Genomic DNA, 17,169 nt, shown 5'->3' with positions numbered 1-17,169 from the left:
TTAATTAACAAAATTTTCACACGGTGAAAATAGTATGGCGTTTGAAAATATGTATGCAATAGTTGATATTGAAACGACGGGAAGTCCTGTAAAAGACAATGGAATTACTGAAATAGCAATTGTTTTATATGACGGCAAAAATATAGAAGGTAAGTATCAGACATTAATCAATCCCAAAGTGGGTATATCACAATTTGTGGCAAAACTTACCGGTATCAGCAACGATATGGTTGCGGCAGCTCCGGAATTCAGTGAAGTGGCGGAAAACATTTTCCGGCTTTTAGAGGGTCGTATATTTGTAGCACACAATGCCGGTTTTGATTTTCCATATGTAAGTCATTTTTTAAAAGCATCGGGTTTTTATTTAAATTCCAAAGTTTTATGTACACTCAATTTAAGCAGGCGTGCATTTCCCAATTTACCCAAGCATGGTCTGGAGTTTCTTTGTTCCTCATTAAAAATTGATAATCATAGCCGCCACCGTGCCGGCGGAGATGCAATGGCAACAACTGAATTGCTTGGTATTATTCTTAACAATGGCGGCGAGCGCCTTGTTAAATCAATGATTCAGAATGGTATTTGAGTTGTGGGATGATTATTTTCTCTCTAAAGGCGGCGCGTGATGTGGTTTTGAACGTGCATCAATAATCAATGTGCTGCAAGTCCAGTGTTTGTGTTCGATCAATGAATTGATGCCGTGAATGTCGTGCGAAGGATTGCTGCGCGTAAATGTTGTCCATAGAAAATTATTTATGGTGGCTGCAATAAAATCCGTATCATCGCAGAGAACGAGCATAGGCGTTCCGACCAGTTCGTCTTGTTTGTTTTTTAATATTTCGTTTATTGCCGCTATTTCTCGCTCTGCATTTTCATAATTACTAAAAGGTATGGTTTGTAAAGCGATAACGCCGTCGAAAATTATTTTTGTTTTGCTGAAATTCACGTTTTGTAGGCATTTGGGAACTTCGCTGTTCAATGTTCTTATTTTTTCTCCATAAGCCGAAAAAATGACTTTACTGCCCTCGTTTAAATTTGTTCCGGAATAATCAAGTGTGTCTATTGTTGTATTTGTTTGAAAATGTATATCTCTCTTTAAGTTGATTCTTTCTAAGATGTACTGTAAAAATGCTTGACTGTCGTTAATATCCGGGCAGTTTTTTTCATCCGCAGTAATGAACAAATATTTGGCGAGACTTAACTGTCCTGTTCCCAAAATTCTGTTTGCCAAAGTCAGCAATTCGGCAGGGCGTTTTTCTTTCGCGTAAGGCGTATATCTTTCGCTGCCGATGGCGAATAGCAATGGATGAACGCCGGCTGCATCCACAGCGTGTACGGCTTTTAATCCGGGAATTTCCTGCTCTATTGCATCGCCGGTAATCTCGTGAATCAGTTTTCCGAACATCGTATCTTCCTGTGGCGGACGCCCTACAACCGTGAATGCCCAAATGGCATTTCTTTTCGCAAACACTTTATGTACGCGCATAACGGGAAACGGATGCTTCAGGCTATAATAACCCAAATGGTCGCCAAATGGTCCTTCCGGTTTTGTTTCATTCGGATAAATCTCTCCCGTAATTACAAAATCGGCATCGGCACTGATGCAATATCCATCGTGGTAAAAATAGCGGAACCTGCGCCCGGCAAGCATTCCCGCGAATGTCATTTCACTTAGTCCTTCCGGTAAAGGCATTACGGCTGCCAAAGTGTGTGCGGGCGAACCACCGACAAAAACGCTTACTTTCAATGGTTGTTTTTTGGCATTGGCAATGCTTTGATGTACGCCTATGCCGCGATGAATCTGGTAGTGTAAGCCTACTTCTTTATTGGTAACATATTCATTCCCGGAAAGTTGAATACGGTACATTCCGAGATTGGCATGCATAATTCCGGGTTGATTCAAATCTTCGGAATATACTTGCGGCAATGTGATGAATGCACCACCATCTTTTTCCCAACATTGTAATTGCGGTAAATCGGAAATATTTATTTCGTCAAAATTATTAATAGAAGAGGCGACTTTTTTAGGTAAGGCATTGAATGCAGCCAGACCGAATTTGAGGTTTTTAAACGGATGTTTTAGCGCGTTCATCGGGTCTTTGCGCAGTGAAATCAATTCTTTAATTCGGGGTAATGTGTCGCGGAAAATAAATTCGCACCGCTCCATAGTGCCGAAAATATTGGATGCAGCACAATACCTGCTGCCTTTTATTTTCTCAAATAAAATAGCCTTGCCGCTTTTCTCAAACTCTTTCAATTGGATGTCTGCAGCTTCAAGAAACGGGTCGATTTCTTCTTTAATACGCAACAATTGTCCGTGCTTTTCCAAATCCAAGAGACATTGTTCGATATTTTGATAAGACATATTTTGTTTAAAGTTTGAAGCGATAAAGTTAGATATAAGTAAAAAAATCGAGGCAAATAGTCTCGATTTTTTTACTTATCCAGCGTAGCAGATAAAATATTATTCGCCATTTTGCTTTTTCTTTTGGTCAATGATATGACCGGTAATCGCACCTGCACCTGCGCCCACAGCTCCACCGATTAATGCGCCTTTCAGTTTTTTCTTACTTACAATTGCACCTGTGATTGCGCCTGCACCACCGCCGATAATAGCGCCTTTAGCCGTATTGCTCATCCCTTTTTTCTGAGGTGCAGCGGTTTCCTGAGTTTCTGTATTGTCTGCGCCTGAAGTCGATGCAGATTCATCTACGGATTGCGATGCTGTCTGTTGCTGGTAATCCTGTCTTACATCGGATTTAGCATTGGAAACAGCTTCTGACTTCAATCTGTTCATACTGTCGATGATATGTTGTTTATCAGCCTGAGCTTTATTCATGCTGTCAATAGCCTGTTGTTTTACAGTTTGAATAGTAAATGCATCGCTATTATGATTAGCTGCATTTCCTGTGCAACTTACAGCGATTACAGCTATGCTGATTGAAAGAAAAAAGTTTTGTAGCTTTTTCATTAAATTATTATTTGAAGATAAAAATTCAAAAATGATACCAAAAATGGCGTGAGTGTAATATCGAATTTGATAAGCACAGACATAAAAAAAACTTCCATAGAGGAAGTTTTAGAAAAGTATGAAATACATTTTTATATTATGCTTCTTCTTTTTTAGATTTTTTAAGAATGGCAAAAATTTCAATACCGAAGCCAATCAAAATTACAATGGGTGCGAGTGTAATCCTCCGGAAGCTGTACACCAAATTTGTGTTAAATACGTTCGGGTCTTTATTTTCGCCGCCGGAAAGCAATATCATTCCCAATGCAATTACTATTACGCCTATAATCATCCATCTGAAATTTTCTTTCGTAAAAGAAAGACCGCTTGGCTGCGTTGTTTGTGTTTTATTTTTATCACTCATCGTTTAAAAGATTTCGCAACAAATATGCGATTTTATTTTTAATAATTCAATTAATACAAATCGTCGAGGCGCGACTTTAAATATTTGTTCACGCTTCTATAAGTGCTTACCCATGAAATTAAAACGCCGAAAATAATCATGCAGGCATACAATAAGTAATTCAACGGCGGGTTTTGTGCATCGCCCAATTCGGGAAATTGATAAGCAGCCCAGTGCGTCAACACAATTAAGATAATAATGGCAACGATGGCGCTGATTAACCCGTTCACAATGGCGCGAAGGTTCATAGGATTTGCAATAAACTTTCGCGTAGCGCCTACCATTTGCATGGTTTTAATAAGGAAACGGTTGCTGTACATCGTGAGCTTAATCGTGTTGTCGATACTGATAACAATGATGATACCCAAACCGATGGCGATGGCAAGAAAAATTAATCCCAATCTGTTTACTTTATCGTTGATAGAATTGACAAGCGTTGTAGGATAATTAATATTAGAAAGCAGAGTTCCGAAATGCAGGGTTAAATCATTCGTGATTTTAGCGAGACTGTCGGGATTCATATAATCTGCTTTCGCATAAAAATTTATGCTTTCAGGTAACGGATTATAGTCAAGAATTTTGTCAAAATCTTCCTTATTATCTTTATTCCAAATAGCTTTTGCTTTCTCTTTGTCAATATACTCGACATTTTTTGCATAAGGCTGGGATGTAATATATCGTTGTATTTGCGCAATGGTATCTTTATTCGTAACATTGAGATAGACATCAATTTCAACCTGCTCTTTCAGGTTATTGCCTACAGATTTTAATGTAATAAAAAACCAGCCCATAACACCCATCAATAATAGTACGATGGTAATGCCGACGATGCTTAACGCGGAATTGGTTTTCTTTTTTCTTTTTGGAACAGAGATATTTTCAGACATTATAAATTGATGTTGTAAACTGTGGCAAATTTAATCTTTACAATCTAATCGCGTACATTTGCGACCTTGATTTTTATGATTTAGGCGATTTTTATAATATCGAATCAAATTCAATCATAAAAATCTAAAAAATCAACAAAATCATAGTTTAGATAAATGGAATACAATTTTCGTGAGATAGAAAAAAAATGGCAACGCAATTGGCAGGAAACCGATGCTTATAAAGTGAGCAACGATTCCGATAAACCCAAATATTATGTGCTCGATATGTTTCCGTATCCCAGCGGTGCGGGCTTGCACGTGGGTCATCCGTTGGGGTATATCGCAAGCGATATTTATGCGCGTTTCAAAAGGCTGAAAGGCTTTAATGTGCTGCATCCGATGGGTTATGATGCTTTCGGTTTGCCTGCGGAACAATACGCCATCGAGCATGGCGTGCATCCCGAAATTTCTACGAAAAAAAATATTGAAACATTTGAAAAACAACTGAACAATATCGGTTTTTGTTACGATTGGTCGCGCAAAGTGAATACGAGCGAACCCGATTATTATAAGTGGACACAATGGATTTTTCTGCAATTGTTCAAAAGCTGGTTCAACAGAAAAACGCAAAAAGCAGAACCCATCAGCGTTTTGGAAGAAATTTTTTCTAAAGAAGGAAATAAAAATCACGAATGTCCCGGCGATGAAACCGTAAAATTTTCTGCGGAAGAATGGAACAATTTTTCCGAAAAAGAAAAGCAGGATATTTTAATGAATTATCGTTTGGCGTTCTGCGGTTACGGCGAAGTCAATTGGTGCGAAGCGTTGGGAACAGTTTTGGCAAATGATGAAGTTGTGAATGGCGTAAGCGAGCGCGGCGGATTTCCTGTTGAGAAAAAAAGATTGCGTCAATGGTATTTGCGCATTACGGAATATGCAGACAGATTGCTGAAAGGCTTGGAAACAGTGGATTTCAGCGATGCAATGAAAGAAATGCAAACCAATTGGATTGGAAAATCGACCGGAGCGGAAATTGATTTTGAAATAAAAAGTGAAAAACAAAAAGTAAAAAAACTCACGGTTTACACCACTCGTCCCGACACAATTTTTGGTGTTGATTTCATGGTTGTTGCTCCCGAATTAGATTGGATTGAAAACATTGTAAGCAATGAGCAAAAGCCGAAGGTTGAAGAATATATTGCTTATGTAAAAAGCCGAAGCGACAGGGAACGGCAGGCAGAGAAAAAAATCAGCGGAGTATTTACAGGCGCGTATGCCGTAAACCCTTTTAATCAAAAACAAATTCCGATTTGGATAAGCGAATATGTTTTGGCGGGTTACGGCACGGGCGCGATTATGGCGGTGCCTTGCGGCGATGAACGAGATTTTAAGTTTGCGCAGCATTTTAATATCCCGATAACTAATATTTTAGGCGACAAATTCGACGGCGAAAATGCAAATCCCACAAAAGATGCAACGCTTGAAAACAGCGATTTTTTAAACGGGATTGTGATGCGCGACGCGATTGATATTGTTGTAAAAAAATTAGAAGAACTCGGCATTGGCAAGCGAAAAGTAAATTACAAAATGCGCGATGCGGCGTTCAGCCGGCAACGTTATTGGGGCGAACCTTTTCCAATTGTTTGGAAAGATGGCATTGCCGTTCCTTTGGATGAAAGCGAGTTGCCTTTACTTTTACCGAAAGTGGATTCTTACAAACCCGGACCCGACGTGCAAGGACCTTTGGCAAATATCGAAAGCTGGACGGCGCAGCATTTGGAAACGAATACAATGCCCGGCTATGCGGGAAGTTCATGGTATTTTTTGCGCTACATGGATAACAAAAATGAAGAAGAATTTTGCAGCAGAAAAGCAAGCGATTATTGGAATCAGGTAGATGTTTATGTAGGCGGAACGGAACATGCCGTAGGACATTTATTGTACAGCCGTATGTGGACGAAAGCCTTGCATGACCTGGGTTTCATAGATTTTGATGAACCTTTTAAGAAATTGGTAAATCAGGGAATGATACAAGGAAGTTCGAGGTTTGTGTATAGAAAAAGAGATGATCCAAATAAATTCATTTCTGCAGAATTAATTATTCCTGATGATTATGAAGAACAAAAGAAAAAAGGTATAGAATTCCCTACTGAACCAATTTATAACAAAAATGAAGTTTCATTAATTCATGTTGATGTAAATATTGTTGATGGTGAAGTCTTAGATATTGAAGCATTTAAAAAATGGCGTAACGAAGAATTTAAAGATGCAACATTTCAAATGAATCGTGTCTATAATGTTTTAGACAAAACGAAGTTTACCGAAAAATTTTATTGTATTTCGGAAGTTGAAAAAATGTCCAAGTCAAAATTCAACACCGTTAATCCCGATGATTTGGTGGAGAAATTCGGTGCAGACACTTTCCGTATGTACGAAATGTTTTTAGGTCCGGTGGAACAGTCAAAACCTTGGGATACCAAAGGCATTGAAGGCGTTCATCGTTTTCTTAAAAAATTGTGGCGTTTGTTTTACGATGATACGAAAGGACAAGTTTGGAATGATGAAAAACCGACGGATGCAGATTTAAAAATTCTGCACAAAACCATTCAGAAAATCGAGAATGATACGGAGCGTTTCTCTTTCAACACAGCAGTTTCTGCATTCATGGTTTGCGTAAACGAATTGCACGATGCGAAGTGTTTCAAGAAATCCGTTTTGGAAAAACTGTTGATTATGCTCACGCCTTATGCGCCGCACGTTTCGGAAGAATTGTGGCATAAGTTGGGCAATACAAATTCTATATTGAACGCGCCATTTCCTGTGTTTGAAGAAAAATATATCAAGGAATCTTCTAAAAATTATCCTGTAAGTATCAATGGTAAAATGCGCACCAATATTGCGTTTCCGCTCGATGCAACAGAAGAGCAAGTGCGTGAAGTTGTATTACAAAACGAGATTGTTCAGAAATGGCTCGAAGGCAAACCCATGAAGAAATTCATCTTTGTAAAAAACAAAATGATTAATGTGGTAATATAAAAATATTGGCGAATCGTAAGGTTCGCCAATATTTCTTATTTTCTGTATTCCAAAGGCTTTGCCCCTGTTTGTTTTCTGAAGAAATGATTGAAATGTGTCGGGTCTTCAAAACCAAGACAGAAGCCTATTTCAGCTACATTCCAGTCGGTATGTTTCAGTAACGCTTTGGCTTCGTTAATCAGCCTTTCATAAATGATTTCGGAGGTGGTTTTTCCTGTTGTTGCTTTTACGGCTCTGTTCAAATGATTGATGTGAATGTTTAGTTGCTGTGCAAAATCTTTCGCACCTTTCATGGTAAATTGTTGTGTGGCGTTTTCTATCGGAAATTGCCTTTCCAGTAATTCCATAAACACGGCTGTAATTCTGGTATTGGCATCTGTGTTCGGGTACATTTTTTCGGACGGTTGCAACTTCAACGCCGTATAAATAATTTCCATCACATAGTTGCAAATCAAATCGTACTTGAAATAAAAATCCGAATTACTTTCTTCAATTATCTTCTCAAAAATGAGGCTTATCTTTTTGCTGTTTGTTTTGTCCAAAATGAATGCAGGGCTTCCTCCGATTCTGTACATCGGCAATTCGCGAAAACCTTTCCGAAGATATTCGCTGAGAAAATTTTCTTTGAAGATGCAAAAATATCCGCCCGTTTCCTCCGCAATCGGCTCGAATGTATAAGGCACTTCGGGATTGGAAAAGACCAGCGTATCGCCAGACACTTCCAATGTTTTATCAGCGTAATGAAACAGGTTATGACCTTTAATCAACGTGATTTTATAGAAATCCCTGCGAAGATATTTTGGTGGATTTTTGTCCAGCTCTTTGTCTTTTACAAACACTCGAAATGCTCCCGTATTTTCGGGTGCAGTCTTAAAAGCATCGGGAAACCGCTGCTCATAAAATTCTTTTATGGATTCCGTTTCTTTCATTTCTTTTTTCTGAAAAAAATAACTTTCAAAGATAATTCATTTCGTTTGATGTTATTTTCTTGACACATCATTCAACTAAAATATTGTTACGTTTTAGTTAATAAGACATAACAATATTTATTCTATTTTTCTCAAAAAATTAAATCTGTTCCGTAGGCAGAATAAATATTTCCGCCACATTCACGTGCGTAGGCGCGGTTACTGCATACAACAAAGCATCGGCAATATCTGTGGGTTCTAAAAATTTTATGGAATTACGATAAGCAAGCATTTCCGTTTTTTTATCCGGGTCGGTTGTTTGCTCCATTAACTCGGTAAGAACACCGCCGGGCTGAATACTGGTAACACGGATATTGTGTTTTTTGCTAATCTCCATACGCAAACCCTCGCTGAATGAAGAAACAAAGAACTTGGTTGCAGAATAAACTGTGTATCCGGGACCAAAAACCTTTCTGCCTGCAATAGATGAAGTATTGAAAATATGCCCGGACTGTTGTTGAATCATATAAGGCAATACAGTTCCCGTTACATTTAATACACCTTTGATGTTCACATCAATCATTGTGTTCCATTCCTCTGTCTTAAATTGGTCGATATTGCTTACCGGCATCACACCTGCGTTATTGAAGAGAATATCAATTCTGCCGAAATTATTAATGAATGCTTTAACGCCATTTTGTACAGAAACTGTATCGGCAACATTCATTTCAACAACGATTGCTTCCCCGCCTTTTTCTTCGATTTGTTTCTTTAGAATTTCGAGTTTATCAGTGCGCCTTGCGGCGAGTCCTACTTTAACACCTGCCTCTGATAATTTCATTGCCGTGGCATTGCCTATTCCGCTTGATGCTCCTGTAATAAGAGCCGTTTTGTTTTTTAGTTCCATTGTGAAATTTATTTTGTTTTTATGCCTGCAAAATTATTCCGCAATAAAACCGCAACATTGATTAAGAGAAACAGATGATTGTATAATTCAAACAATTTGCAGAAACCCTATTTGCCAAGAATAAGCAAGGAATACTATTGATATGTCACAACCATTTTCTTACGTTCTTTTTATACTCCTTATAATCGTGTCCAAATTTTCTGCGCAGATATTTTTCTTCCCTGTTTACAACATACAAGTCAATCACAAGTACAAGAAACGGCGACACGATAAACGTCCACCAATTGCCCCAAATAAATGCCGCGCCAAAATACATGAAGAAAAAACCGATGTACATTGGGTTTCGACTGAACTTATACACGCCTCCGGTTTGTAAATTATTTGCCGGTTTAATGGTTGTAACACTATTGCTTGTGCGTATAAATTGTATCCACGCCGCACCTACGTGCGCAAGTCCTGCAACAATAAATATCCAGCCGACAATATCGGAAGCCTCTGTTTGCAAGAGTTTATAAGCGATGGAAAACTCATTTTGCAGTAAATACGCAAAGAAGAAAAACGCTGCATAAAATATTGGAACGGGAATATAAATGCCGGGACTATTTCTTTGTTTCATAGAAGAATACTTTAGTTATTAATCAAACGTTTAATTAATTTCTACACCTCAAAGTTACGGAAAAGAACGTTCAATAGTTTTTTGCAGCAGATAAAATTCTATTAATCCTCTAAGTAAATATCAAGCAATCCATCGGGAAGTGTAACGTGTATTTCCTGTTTTTTTCTGTCGATTTTATCGAGCGTTTCTTCATGAATAGGAATGAATACATCTTTTTCGTTTAGCACAATTCTTAATAAAAGCTGATGCGGCTGTTCAATCACTTCTTCCACTTTTGATAATGGCTCGTCTTCATTAATTACGAGATAGCCAAGCAGCGCGATAGGAGTGTTGCCATCGGCAATTTTTGCAAAATCATTTTCGGCAAGCCATACATTTTTTCTGATAAAACGATGCGCCGATTCTTTGGAATTAATGCCTTCTAATTTACAAATGATTTCTTCTTCGTTTTTGGCTTTAGCTTTTTCAATAAAGTAAGGAATGTAACTGTCTTTACTTTCTTCCACAAACAATGCTTCGATATTTTTTAAATCTGTTTTTTTGTTCAGCGCGTGCGTAATGATGATGTCGCCCTGAACACCGTGCGTAGCAACAATTTTACCAACGTGTATATAATCCAATTCAGAAATTTTTTGCGAAGATAAGAGGAAATTTTGCCACAGATGCACAGATATTTTTTTGATAATGCCATAATTGTATAAATACAAAATCATCTGTGCATCTGCGGCAATCTATTTACAAACTTACGCCGCGTTTCCACGGAATAAAATCGTCCTGATTTAATTGCACGGCTTTTGGAATGATTTCGCCGCTTGCGGCTTTGATACAATATTCCAGAATTTCCTCGCCCATTTCATGAATGGTTTTTTCGCCGCGAATAATTGAGCCTGTGTCAATATCGATAATATCTTTCATTCGGTTTGCCAATGCAGAGTTCGTCGCCACTTTGATTACAGGACAAACAGGATTGCCCGTAGGCGTTCCTAAACCTGTGGTAAACAAAATCAAAGTCGCGCCTGCTGCGGCTTTTCCTGTAGTTGCTTCCACATCATTGCCCGGCGTACACACAAGGCTCAAACCCGCTTTGGTTGCGGGTTCTGTGTAATCGAGAACATCTGCGACCGGCGCTGTTCCGCCTTTTTTTGCGGCGCCTGCGCTTTTAATCGCATCGGTTATTAAACCGTCTTTGATATTGCCCGGCGAAGGATTCATATAAAAACCAGAACCTACGCTTTCGGCTTGCGCATTATAAGTCGTCATCAGATGAATGAACTTTTCTGCGGCGGCTTTATCTTTTGTTCTGTCGATTAAATTCTGTTCAACGCCGCAGAGTTCGGGAAACTCTGCCAATAAAATTTTCCCGCCTAAAGCCACCAATAAATCTGCTGCATAACCCACCGCCGGATTTGCCGAGATTCCGCTGAAACCATCGCTGCCGCCGCATTTCACACCGATTGTGAGTGCGTTTAACGGCGCAGATTTTCTTTCCAATTTATTAATTTCAATCAAGCCTAAAAAGGTTTGCTTAATCGCATCTTTAATCAATTGTTCTTCGCTTTGCGCTTGTTGTTGTTCAAAAATCAACATCGGTTTATCAAACTTCGGATTGCGTTCTTTCAAATCATCCAAAAAGTTTTTTACCTGCAAATGCTGGCAACCTAAACTCAATACCGTAACGCCCGCAACATTCGGATGGTCGGCATAAGCGGCTAATAATTTACTCAAAGTATTTGCATCTTGCCGTGTGCCGCCACAACCGCCTTGGTGGTTCAGAAACTTGATGCCATCTACATTTGGGAAGATTCTATTGGTGTGAACATCGGCTTCTTTTACGGCAATATCATTTTTCAAAACATCGCCGCCTTGTTGATACAGCGACAATAAATTATGCGTATAACTTTTGTATTTATCTGTAACGGCATAGCCCAATTCATTATGCAGCGCTTCTTTGATGACATCCAAATTTCTGTTCTCACAAAAAACCGTCGGTAAAAACAACCAATAATTTGCCGTGCCTACACGACCATCACTGCGATGATAACCGTCGAATGTTCTGCCTTCAAACTTCGACGCATCTGGTTTATGCCAATGATAATCTACATGGCGATAAAAGAACGGCTCTGCCGCGTGCTTGGTGTTTTCCGTTGTCATGCGTGCGCCTTGCGGAATGAACGTTTGCGCTTTCCCGACCAATACACCGTACATAATAATTTCATCGCCCTGCTGCATATCGTTCATGAAAAATTTATGCTTCGCAGGAATATCTTCTTTTAAAATATAATGCTCGTGATTGAATAAAATATTTTCGCCTGCTTTCAAATCCTGTAAAGCCACGAGTACATTGTCTTTCGGATGAACGTGAATTACTTTATAAATATGTTCACTCATGAATTAAAAAGTTAAGGAGCCAAAAATAAGTCAGTTTATAGTTATTTTGAAAAGTTTACGCGGGTTTGTTATTAATTCACAATTCATTATTCTTAATTGCAAACTCATCCTTACTTTTGCCTCATGGACAACTCGATAAAAACAAACTGGACTAAAGAAGAAATTATTGCGATATACAATAAACCGTTTCTGGAATTGGTCTATGAAGCGGCAAGCATTCATCGGCAGTTTCACGACCCGAATAAAATTCAAATCAGTTCGTTGATTTCAATTAAAACGGGCGGTTGCCCCGAAGATTGCGGTTATTGTCCGCAGGCAGCGCGTTATCATACAAATATTACAACGAACGATTTGATGTCTGTTTCGCAAGTGAAAGCGCAGGCTTTGCGTGCGAAGCAGCATGGCATTTCGCGCGTGTGTCTGGGTGCGGCTTGGCGCAATGTAAAAGACGGAGAAGAATTTGATCAGGTGTTGGATATGGTTCGATCCATTACAAAATTGGATATGGAAGTTTGTTGTACGCTTGGAATGCTAACGGAAAACCAGGCGAAGCGTTTGGAAGAAGCAGGCTTGTATGCGTACAATCATAACATTGACAGTTCGGAAGATTATTATAAAGAAGTTATTTCTACACGCGGCTTTGAAGACCGTTTGCAAACAATAGATAATGTGCGCAAAACGTCCATTACGATTTGCTCCGGCGGCATTATCGGTATGGGCGAAAGCGTGGATGACCGCTGCGATATGTTACGCATTCTGGCGAATATGACACCGCAACCGGAAAGCGTTCCAATCAATGCTTTGGTGGCTGTTGAAGGAACGCCGCTGGAAGAGCAGCAGCCCGTTTCGATTTTTGAAATGGTGCGTATGGTAGCAACGGCGCGTATTGTGATTCCAAGAACACAAGTGCGTTTATCAGCAGGCAGAACGTCTATGTCGCACGAAGGACAAACCTTATGTTTTCTTGCAGGTGCAAGCTCTATTTTCGCAGGCGATAAATTATTGACTACGCCAAATCCTGATATTAACGACGACAAGAAATTGTTCGATGCTTTGGGCATTGTGCCGCAAGCGCCGTTTGAAAAACACGCAAAGCGTGAAGTGGTGGAAAAAGAAAATGCACATTATCACGCGCTCGGCGAAAACCCGCGTTGGACAAGACCTTCACATACGATTGAACGTAACGAAGCGAAGAAAGAAAAAGCGAAAAGTGTCTGAACGGGGATTTGTGTGATTTATAGGATTGTTAGGAAAAGTTTAGCATGGTTCGCGCTTGCGCGAACCATTTTTATTTTCTATTTGTCAAAAATTTTTTATTGTAAAACAATAAATTTTTTTTGTAATAAAATAAATATTAGTTTATTTTGTGAAATAAATTCAATAATTATGAAGCCTCCTTTTGTTTTTCGCTTTCTTAAAACATCTATAAATGTGCTCTATTATTTTATGATAAGTGTGTGTATTTTATTTGTTGTCGCTGCACTTATTAAAACCGCGGTACCGGATAAATCTTTTGGAGATTTTGGTTTTGGTACGGATAAATTCGATGTGATTTCTTTTAGCCACAAACAAGAATCTTCTTTTATTTATTCTGTGGATACTATTGTTCGCTATCGGCAACCGGAGAATAATTTTAGTGTTCAGGTAAAAATGAACTCCGGTATGGGTTTGTATGTCTTATCCGTGCAATTCTTTTCTTTAATTCTGGCTGTTATTGTACTGGGGATTTTTAGAAAAATATTTAAAGAAATGGATTTAGGCAATCCTTTTAATTATAAGTTGATAAGAAGATTGAGAAGCCTTGCTTTGTTTTTTGTCATCATTGATATTTTGAAGTTAATTAATTATTTTATATTCAACTTCCTGCTTTACGCTCATCTACCGGACCAACATTTTGCGCTGTCACTGAGTATTGGTACCGGCTTGGTTATTGGCGCTATTATTTGGCTCATTTCTATCATTTTTCAAAGAGGCTTGGAACTTCAACAGGATAAAGATTTAACTATTTAATTTCTTGCAATATGAAAAAAATAATCAACCGTTTTGTCAATGCTTTTTCTATCGGCGCTTTAATGATTCTAAGTTTTATATATGCTGTATTCTTTTTCGTGTCGCTCGCCTACGGAATTTTTGGCTGGAAATTAAACGAACATTATAAAGGGCTTTACTTATCCAAAGGCTCTTATGTTACGGGATTCTATTTTGAAGGAATACCGCTTCAATTACGAAGCGGAAGCATGGTTTTGCCGGAGAAAAATACTTTTAAATATGATTCTGTAATGTTTGCAAAAAATGATATGCAGCATTGGCACGATTCGCTGGCGCAAAAAATAAATTATAGGTGGAGTTATAAGTCTGATTTGCAAGGTAGTGAAGTTGATAATTTTACTGTAGATGAATTTACTGTTTATGTTAAGCCGCACGATTTTAAAAGCAGAATAGCATTGCTTCTTCCCCGTTTAATCGAGTGCCTTTTTTGGAGTTTTGTATGCTGGAACGGAGCAATGTTTTTAGACAGAATAAAGCAACGCGTTTCCTTCGATGAAAACCAGATTTTCAGGTTAAGGCTTATTGGTATTGCAGCCGTTATTTACGGTATTATAATGTGCGTTGTAGATGCATTTCTTTCTTACTATGTTTTCTTTGTCGATTATAACATTGCGCCCAATGCGACCATGACTTTTTATGGTCAGCGAAAACAAAGCGATGTATTTTATTGGATAATTGTCGGAGCTATATTTTTAATTGTAACAAATGCTTTCAGGCAAGGACGGGAATTACAACAGGAACAAGATTTAACTATTTAACTATGCCGATAATTATCAACTTAGATGTAATGATGGCGAAGCGCAAAATGTCGCTGAACGAGCTGAGCGAAAAAGTAGGCATTACGTTATCGAATTTATCTATACTTAAAAACGGAAAAGCCAAAGCCGTGAGATTAGAAACGCTTGAAGCCATTTGTAAAGCGCTAAACTGTCAGCCCGGCGATATTCTGGAATATGTCGAAGAATGATTTGTACTAATGATTATCGTTTATTGCAGCAACTACGTTTAAGCTCTTTTTCCCTTTGTAGCTATACACAGTATAAGCAAAAAATGTTTTCGCCGTGTACTTCGCAACAAAGCTTCCGAGCATAACAGGAATGAATAAAATAAAGCCGTTCGGCACCAATCCACATACAAGAAACAAAGCCGTGAAAGGCGCATGAATAGCTGCACTCAGCATTGCCGCTGCGCCGATTAACGCAAAGTTCAGCACAATCAAATGCGTGTGAAAATACTGATTACAAACAACCGCGACCAACATTCCCAAAACCGCGCCCGCAACAATGCTTGGCGCAAATACGCCGCCGTCTCCGCCAGCACCTAAAGTCAATGAAGCGACAATTGGTTTGAGAAAAATAATCGCTAAAAGTATCAAAGTAAAAATCAAAGAATAGCCTTGCTGATGCACTTGCGAAAGCAATTGAGGAATGGCACGATAGCTGTCGCCGAACAATTGCGGAAACATCAAAATTGATAAGCCGACAATCAATGCACCGATGTTTACTCGAAGAAAATTGTTTTGGATATTACCGAACTTTTCTTTTATAAAAATGACGCTTTTGGTAAAATAAACGGCGAGCAATCCGCTTAAAACGCTAAGTACAATCATAAACGGCAAAGCCTGTATTTTCCAATCATACACAGAAAAATCAAACAATGTTTCGTGCGCAACAAAATGAATAAACAACCACGAAACCGAAACGGCGCAAAGACAACTTATTAAAACGGTTTTATAAAATTTTCGTGCGATTACTTCTATCGAAAACAACAAACCTGCAAGCGGACTTGCAAACAACGTAGCGATGCCCGCAGCAACGCCTGCGCATATCATTTCTATTTTAAATTGTTTGCTCACTTTCGCTTTCTTTCGCGTAACCGAGCCTACGGTTGCCGTTGCCACCACGGTGGAAACTTCCACGCCTGTGGAGCCGCCAAACATTACGGTTAATAAACCATTGATGTAGTGCGAAGGAATTTTGAAAAACGGCAATTCATTCTTCCGTTCATCAATGGTTTGATAAATTTCTTTGATGCCTTTGTTTTGTTTATTTTTAAAAAATATTTTTCTTGAAAAATAAATTGCCGTGATGCCGATGGTCGGAAGAAAAATATATAAGACGGGATGCTTAGCAGCTTTGGCAAAAATTTCGTCCTCAAAATATCCTGTAATTATTTTCAGTGAATAGGCGAGGAGTGTTGCAATCAGTCCTGTGAGGAAAGAAAACGCAACCAGTTTCCAGTAATGTGTTCTTATGATTTTCTTGCGCATAATATTTTCGTTATAATTCAAAACAGGCAGGCGGTCATTGGTTCAAAAACTTCGCAAAGATACATCTTCACCTCGGTTCGTATCAGCACTAACTATTTTATTGTTCGATATACAGGACAGTGTCGGGGCAAAAATGAGCAGAGGAACTTTCAAATAAATACTACAACTTCTGTAATACTCGTACCACGCGGCTTACAGGCAAGCCCATTACATTGTAAAAATCGCCGTTAATTTTTTTGATGCCGACAACACCTATCCATTCCTGGATGGCATAGGCGCCGGCTTTATCGTAAGGCTGGTATTTATCTACATAAAATTCTATTTGTTCGTTCCTAAGTAAATGAAATTCTACTTCGGTTATATCGTAAAAACTTTCTTCCCCATTCTCAGAAATTATTGCTACGCCTGTGATTACGCGATGTGTTTTCCCGGACAGTTGTTGTAAAATATGAATCGCATCTGTTCGGTCTTTGGGTTTGCCGATTATTGCATTACCAATCGTTACAATGGTATCTGCAGCAAGAATCGTTTCGCCGGAATGTAATGCGGCAACGGCTTTTGCTTTTTGCTGCGCAATGAAAACGGGCACTTCTTCGATGCTCAAATTGTCGGGAAAATTTTCATCTGTGTCAAGTGTAATTATTTCAAAAGGTATTTCTGCCTGTTCCAATAATTGTTTTCTGCGCGGCGATTTGGATGCAAGAATAATCATGATTT

General features: G+C 38.7%; 17 protein-coding genes. 6 read left to right on the top strand and 11 right to left on the bottom strand.

Features of this window, described 5'->3' with window-relative positions:
- The first annotated feature begins 49 nt into the window (after positions 1-49).
- Positions 50-583: a 3'-5' exonuclease gene (locus A9P82_RS03060; protein WP_197492229.1), complete on the top strand. Its 534-nt coding sequence runs from the start codon at positions 50-52 to the stop codon at positions 581-583.
- A 12-nt stretch (positions 584-595) separates the two neighbouring features.
- Here the strand turns inward: A9P82_RS03060 and A9P82_RS03055 are convergent, their stop codons facing one another.
- The 4 genes from A9P82_RS03055 to A9P82_RS03040 form a co-directional block, all read right to left on the bottom strand.
- The gene (locus A9P82_RS03055) at positions 596-2,362 is read right to left on the bottom strand and encodes a UbiD family decarboxylase (RefSeq protein WP_066204079.1); all 1,767 of its coding nucleotides are present in this window, start codon (positions 2,360-2,362) and stop codon (positions 596-598) included.
- A gap of 99 nt (positions 2,363-2,461) precedes the next feature.
- Positions 2,462-2,968, bottom strand: a complete 507-nt coding sequence (locus A9P82_RS03050) for a YMGG-like glycine zipper-containing protein (RefSeq protein WP_066204078.1) — start codon at positions 2,966-2,968, stop codon at positions 2,462-2,464.
- A gap of 136 nt (positions 2,969-3,104) precedes the next feature.
- Positions 3,105-3,371 (bottom strand): DUF3098 domain-containing protein, encoded by a 267-nt coding sequence (locus A9P82_RS03045; protein WP_066204075.1) that lies wholly within the window; start codon positions 3,369-3,371, stop codon positions 3,105-3,107.
- 50 nt (positions 3,372-3,421) lie between these two features.
- Positions 3,422-4,297 carry a cell division protein FtsX gene (locus A9P82_RS03040; protein ID WP_066204073.1) on the bottom strand — a complete coding sequence of 292 codons (876 nt, stop codon included), beginning with the start codon at positions 4,295-4,297 and terminating at the stop codon, positions 3,422-3,424.
- A gap of 156 nt (positions 4,298-4,453) precedes the next feature.
- Here A9P82_RS03040 and A9P82_RS03035 point away from each other — a divergent pair, with 156 nt between their 5' ends.
- Positions 4,454-7,315 carry a leucine--tRNA ligase gene (locus tag A9P82_RS03035; protein ID WP_066204071.1) on the top strand — a complete coding sequence of 954 codons (2,862 nt, stop codon included), beginning with the start codon at positions 4,454-4,456 and terminating at the stop codon, positions 7,313-7,315.
- A 35-nt stretch (positions 7,316-7,350) separates the two neighbouring features.
- Here the strand turns inward: A9P82_RS03035 and A9P82_RS03030 are convergent, their stop codons facing one another.
- The 5 genes from A9P82_RS03030 to A9P82_RS03010 form a co-directional block, all read right to left on the bottom strand.
- Positions 7,351-8,244 carry an AraC family transcriptional regulator gene (locus A9P82_RS03030; protein ID WP_066204069.1) on the bottom strand — a complete coding sequence of 298 codons (894 nt, stop codon included), beginning with the start codon at positions 8,242-8,244 and terminating at the stop codon, positions 7,351-7,353.
- Between the two features lie 139 nt (positions 8,245-8,383).
- Positions 8,384-9,130, bottom strand: coding sequence for an SDR family oxidoreductase (locus tag A9P82_RS03025; protein ID WP_066204067.1), 747 nt, complete (start codon positions 9,128-9,130; stop codon positions 8,384-8,386).
- Positions 9,131-9,275: 145 nt separating this feature from the next.
- Positions 9,276-9,746, bottom strand: coding sequence for a methyltransferase family protein (locus A9P82_RS03020; RefSeq protein ID WP_066204065.1), 471 nt, complete (start codon positions 9,744-9,746; stop codon positions 9,276-9,278).
- Between the two features lie 101 nt (positions 9,747-9,847).
- Positions 9,848-10,366: a ribosome maturation factor RimM gene (gene rimM, locus A9P82_RS03015; protein WP_231891194.1), complete on the bottom strand. Its 519-nt coding sequence runs from the start codon at positions 10,364-10,366 to the stop codon at positions 9,848-9,850.
- A gap of 115 nt (positions 10,367-10,481) precedes the next feature.
- On the bottom strand, positions 10,482-12,134 hold the full coding sequence (locus A9P82_RS03010; protein WP_066204063.1) for a UxaA family hydrolase: 1,653 nt from the start codon (positions 12,132-12,134) through the stop codon (positions 10,482-10,484).
- Between the two features lie 123 nt (positions 12,135-12,257).
- On the opposite strand from A9P82_RS03010, the gene bioB reads away from it, so the two are divergent.
- The 4 genes from bioB to A9P82_RS02990 all read left to right on the top strand — a co-directional run bounded on the left by bioB (position 12,258) and on the right by A9P82_RS02990 (position 15,150).
- Positions 12,258-13,352 carry a biotin synthase BioB gene (gene bioB / locus A9P82_RS03005; RefSeq protein ID WP_197492228.1) on the top strand — a complete coding sequence of 365 codons (1,095 nt, stop codon included), beginning with the start codon at positions 12,258-12,260 and terminating at the stop codon, positions 13,350-13,352.
- Positions 13,353-13,520: 168 nt separating this feature from the next.
- Complete coding sequence (locus tag A9P82_RS03000; protein WP_066204061.1) at positions 13,521-14,144, top strand: DUF2975 domain-containing protein; 624 nt, start codon at positions 13,521-13,523, stop codon at positions 14,142-14,144.
- An 11-nt stretch (positions 14,145-14,155) separates the two neighbouring features.
- Entirely contained in the window at positions 14,156-14,941 is a 786-nt protein-coding gene (locus A9P82_RS02995; protein WP_066204059.1) for a DUF2975 domain-containing protein, read from the top strand.
- Positions 14,942-14,943: 2 nt separating this feature from the next.
- The gene (locus A9P82_RS02990; protein ID WP_066204057.1) at positions 14,944-15,150 is read left to right on the top strand and encodes a helix-turn-helix domain-containing protein; all 207 of its coding nucleotides are present in this window, start codon (positions 14,944-14,946) and stop codon (positions 15,148-15,150) included.
- A gap of 6 nt (positions 15,151-15,156) precedes the next feature.
- Here A9P82_RS02990 and A9P82_RS02985 read toward each other — a convergent pair whose 3' ends face one another.
- Positions 15,157-16,452: a chloride channel protein gene (locus A9P82_RS02985; protein ID WP_197492227.1), complete on the bottom strand. Its 1,296-nt coding sequence runs from the start codon at positions 16,450-16,452 to the stop codon at positions 15,157-15,159.
- A gap of 160 nt (positions 16,453-16,612) precedes the next feature.
- Positions 16,613-17,164 carry a Maf family nucleotide pyrophosphatase gene (locus A9P82_RS02980; RefSeq protein ID WP_066204055.1) on the bottom strand — a complete coding sequence of 184 codons (552 nt, stop codon included), beginning with the start codon at positions 17,162-17,164 and terminating at the stop codon, positions 16,613-16,615.
- Between the last annotated feature and the right edge of the window lie 5 nt (positions 17,165-17,169).

It is taken from the genome of Arachidicoccus sp. BS20 (assembly GCF_001659705.1).
Taxonomy (GTDB): domain Bacteria; phylum Bacteroidota; class Bacteroidia; order Chitinophagales; family Chitinophagaceae; genus Arachidicoccus.
Note: the sequence above shows the minus strand (reverse complement) of the source record. Positions and strands in the feature narration are given on the sequence as shown.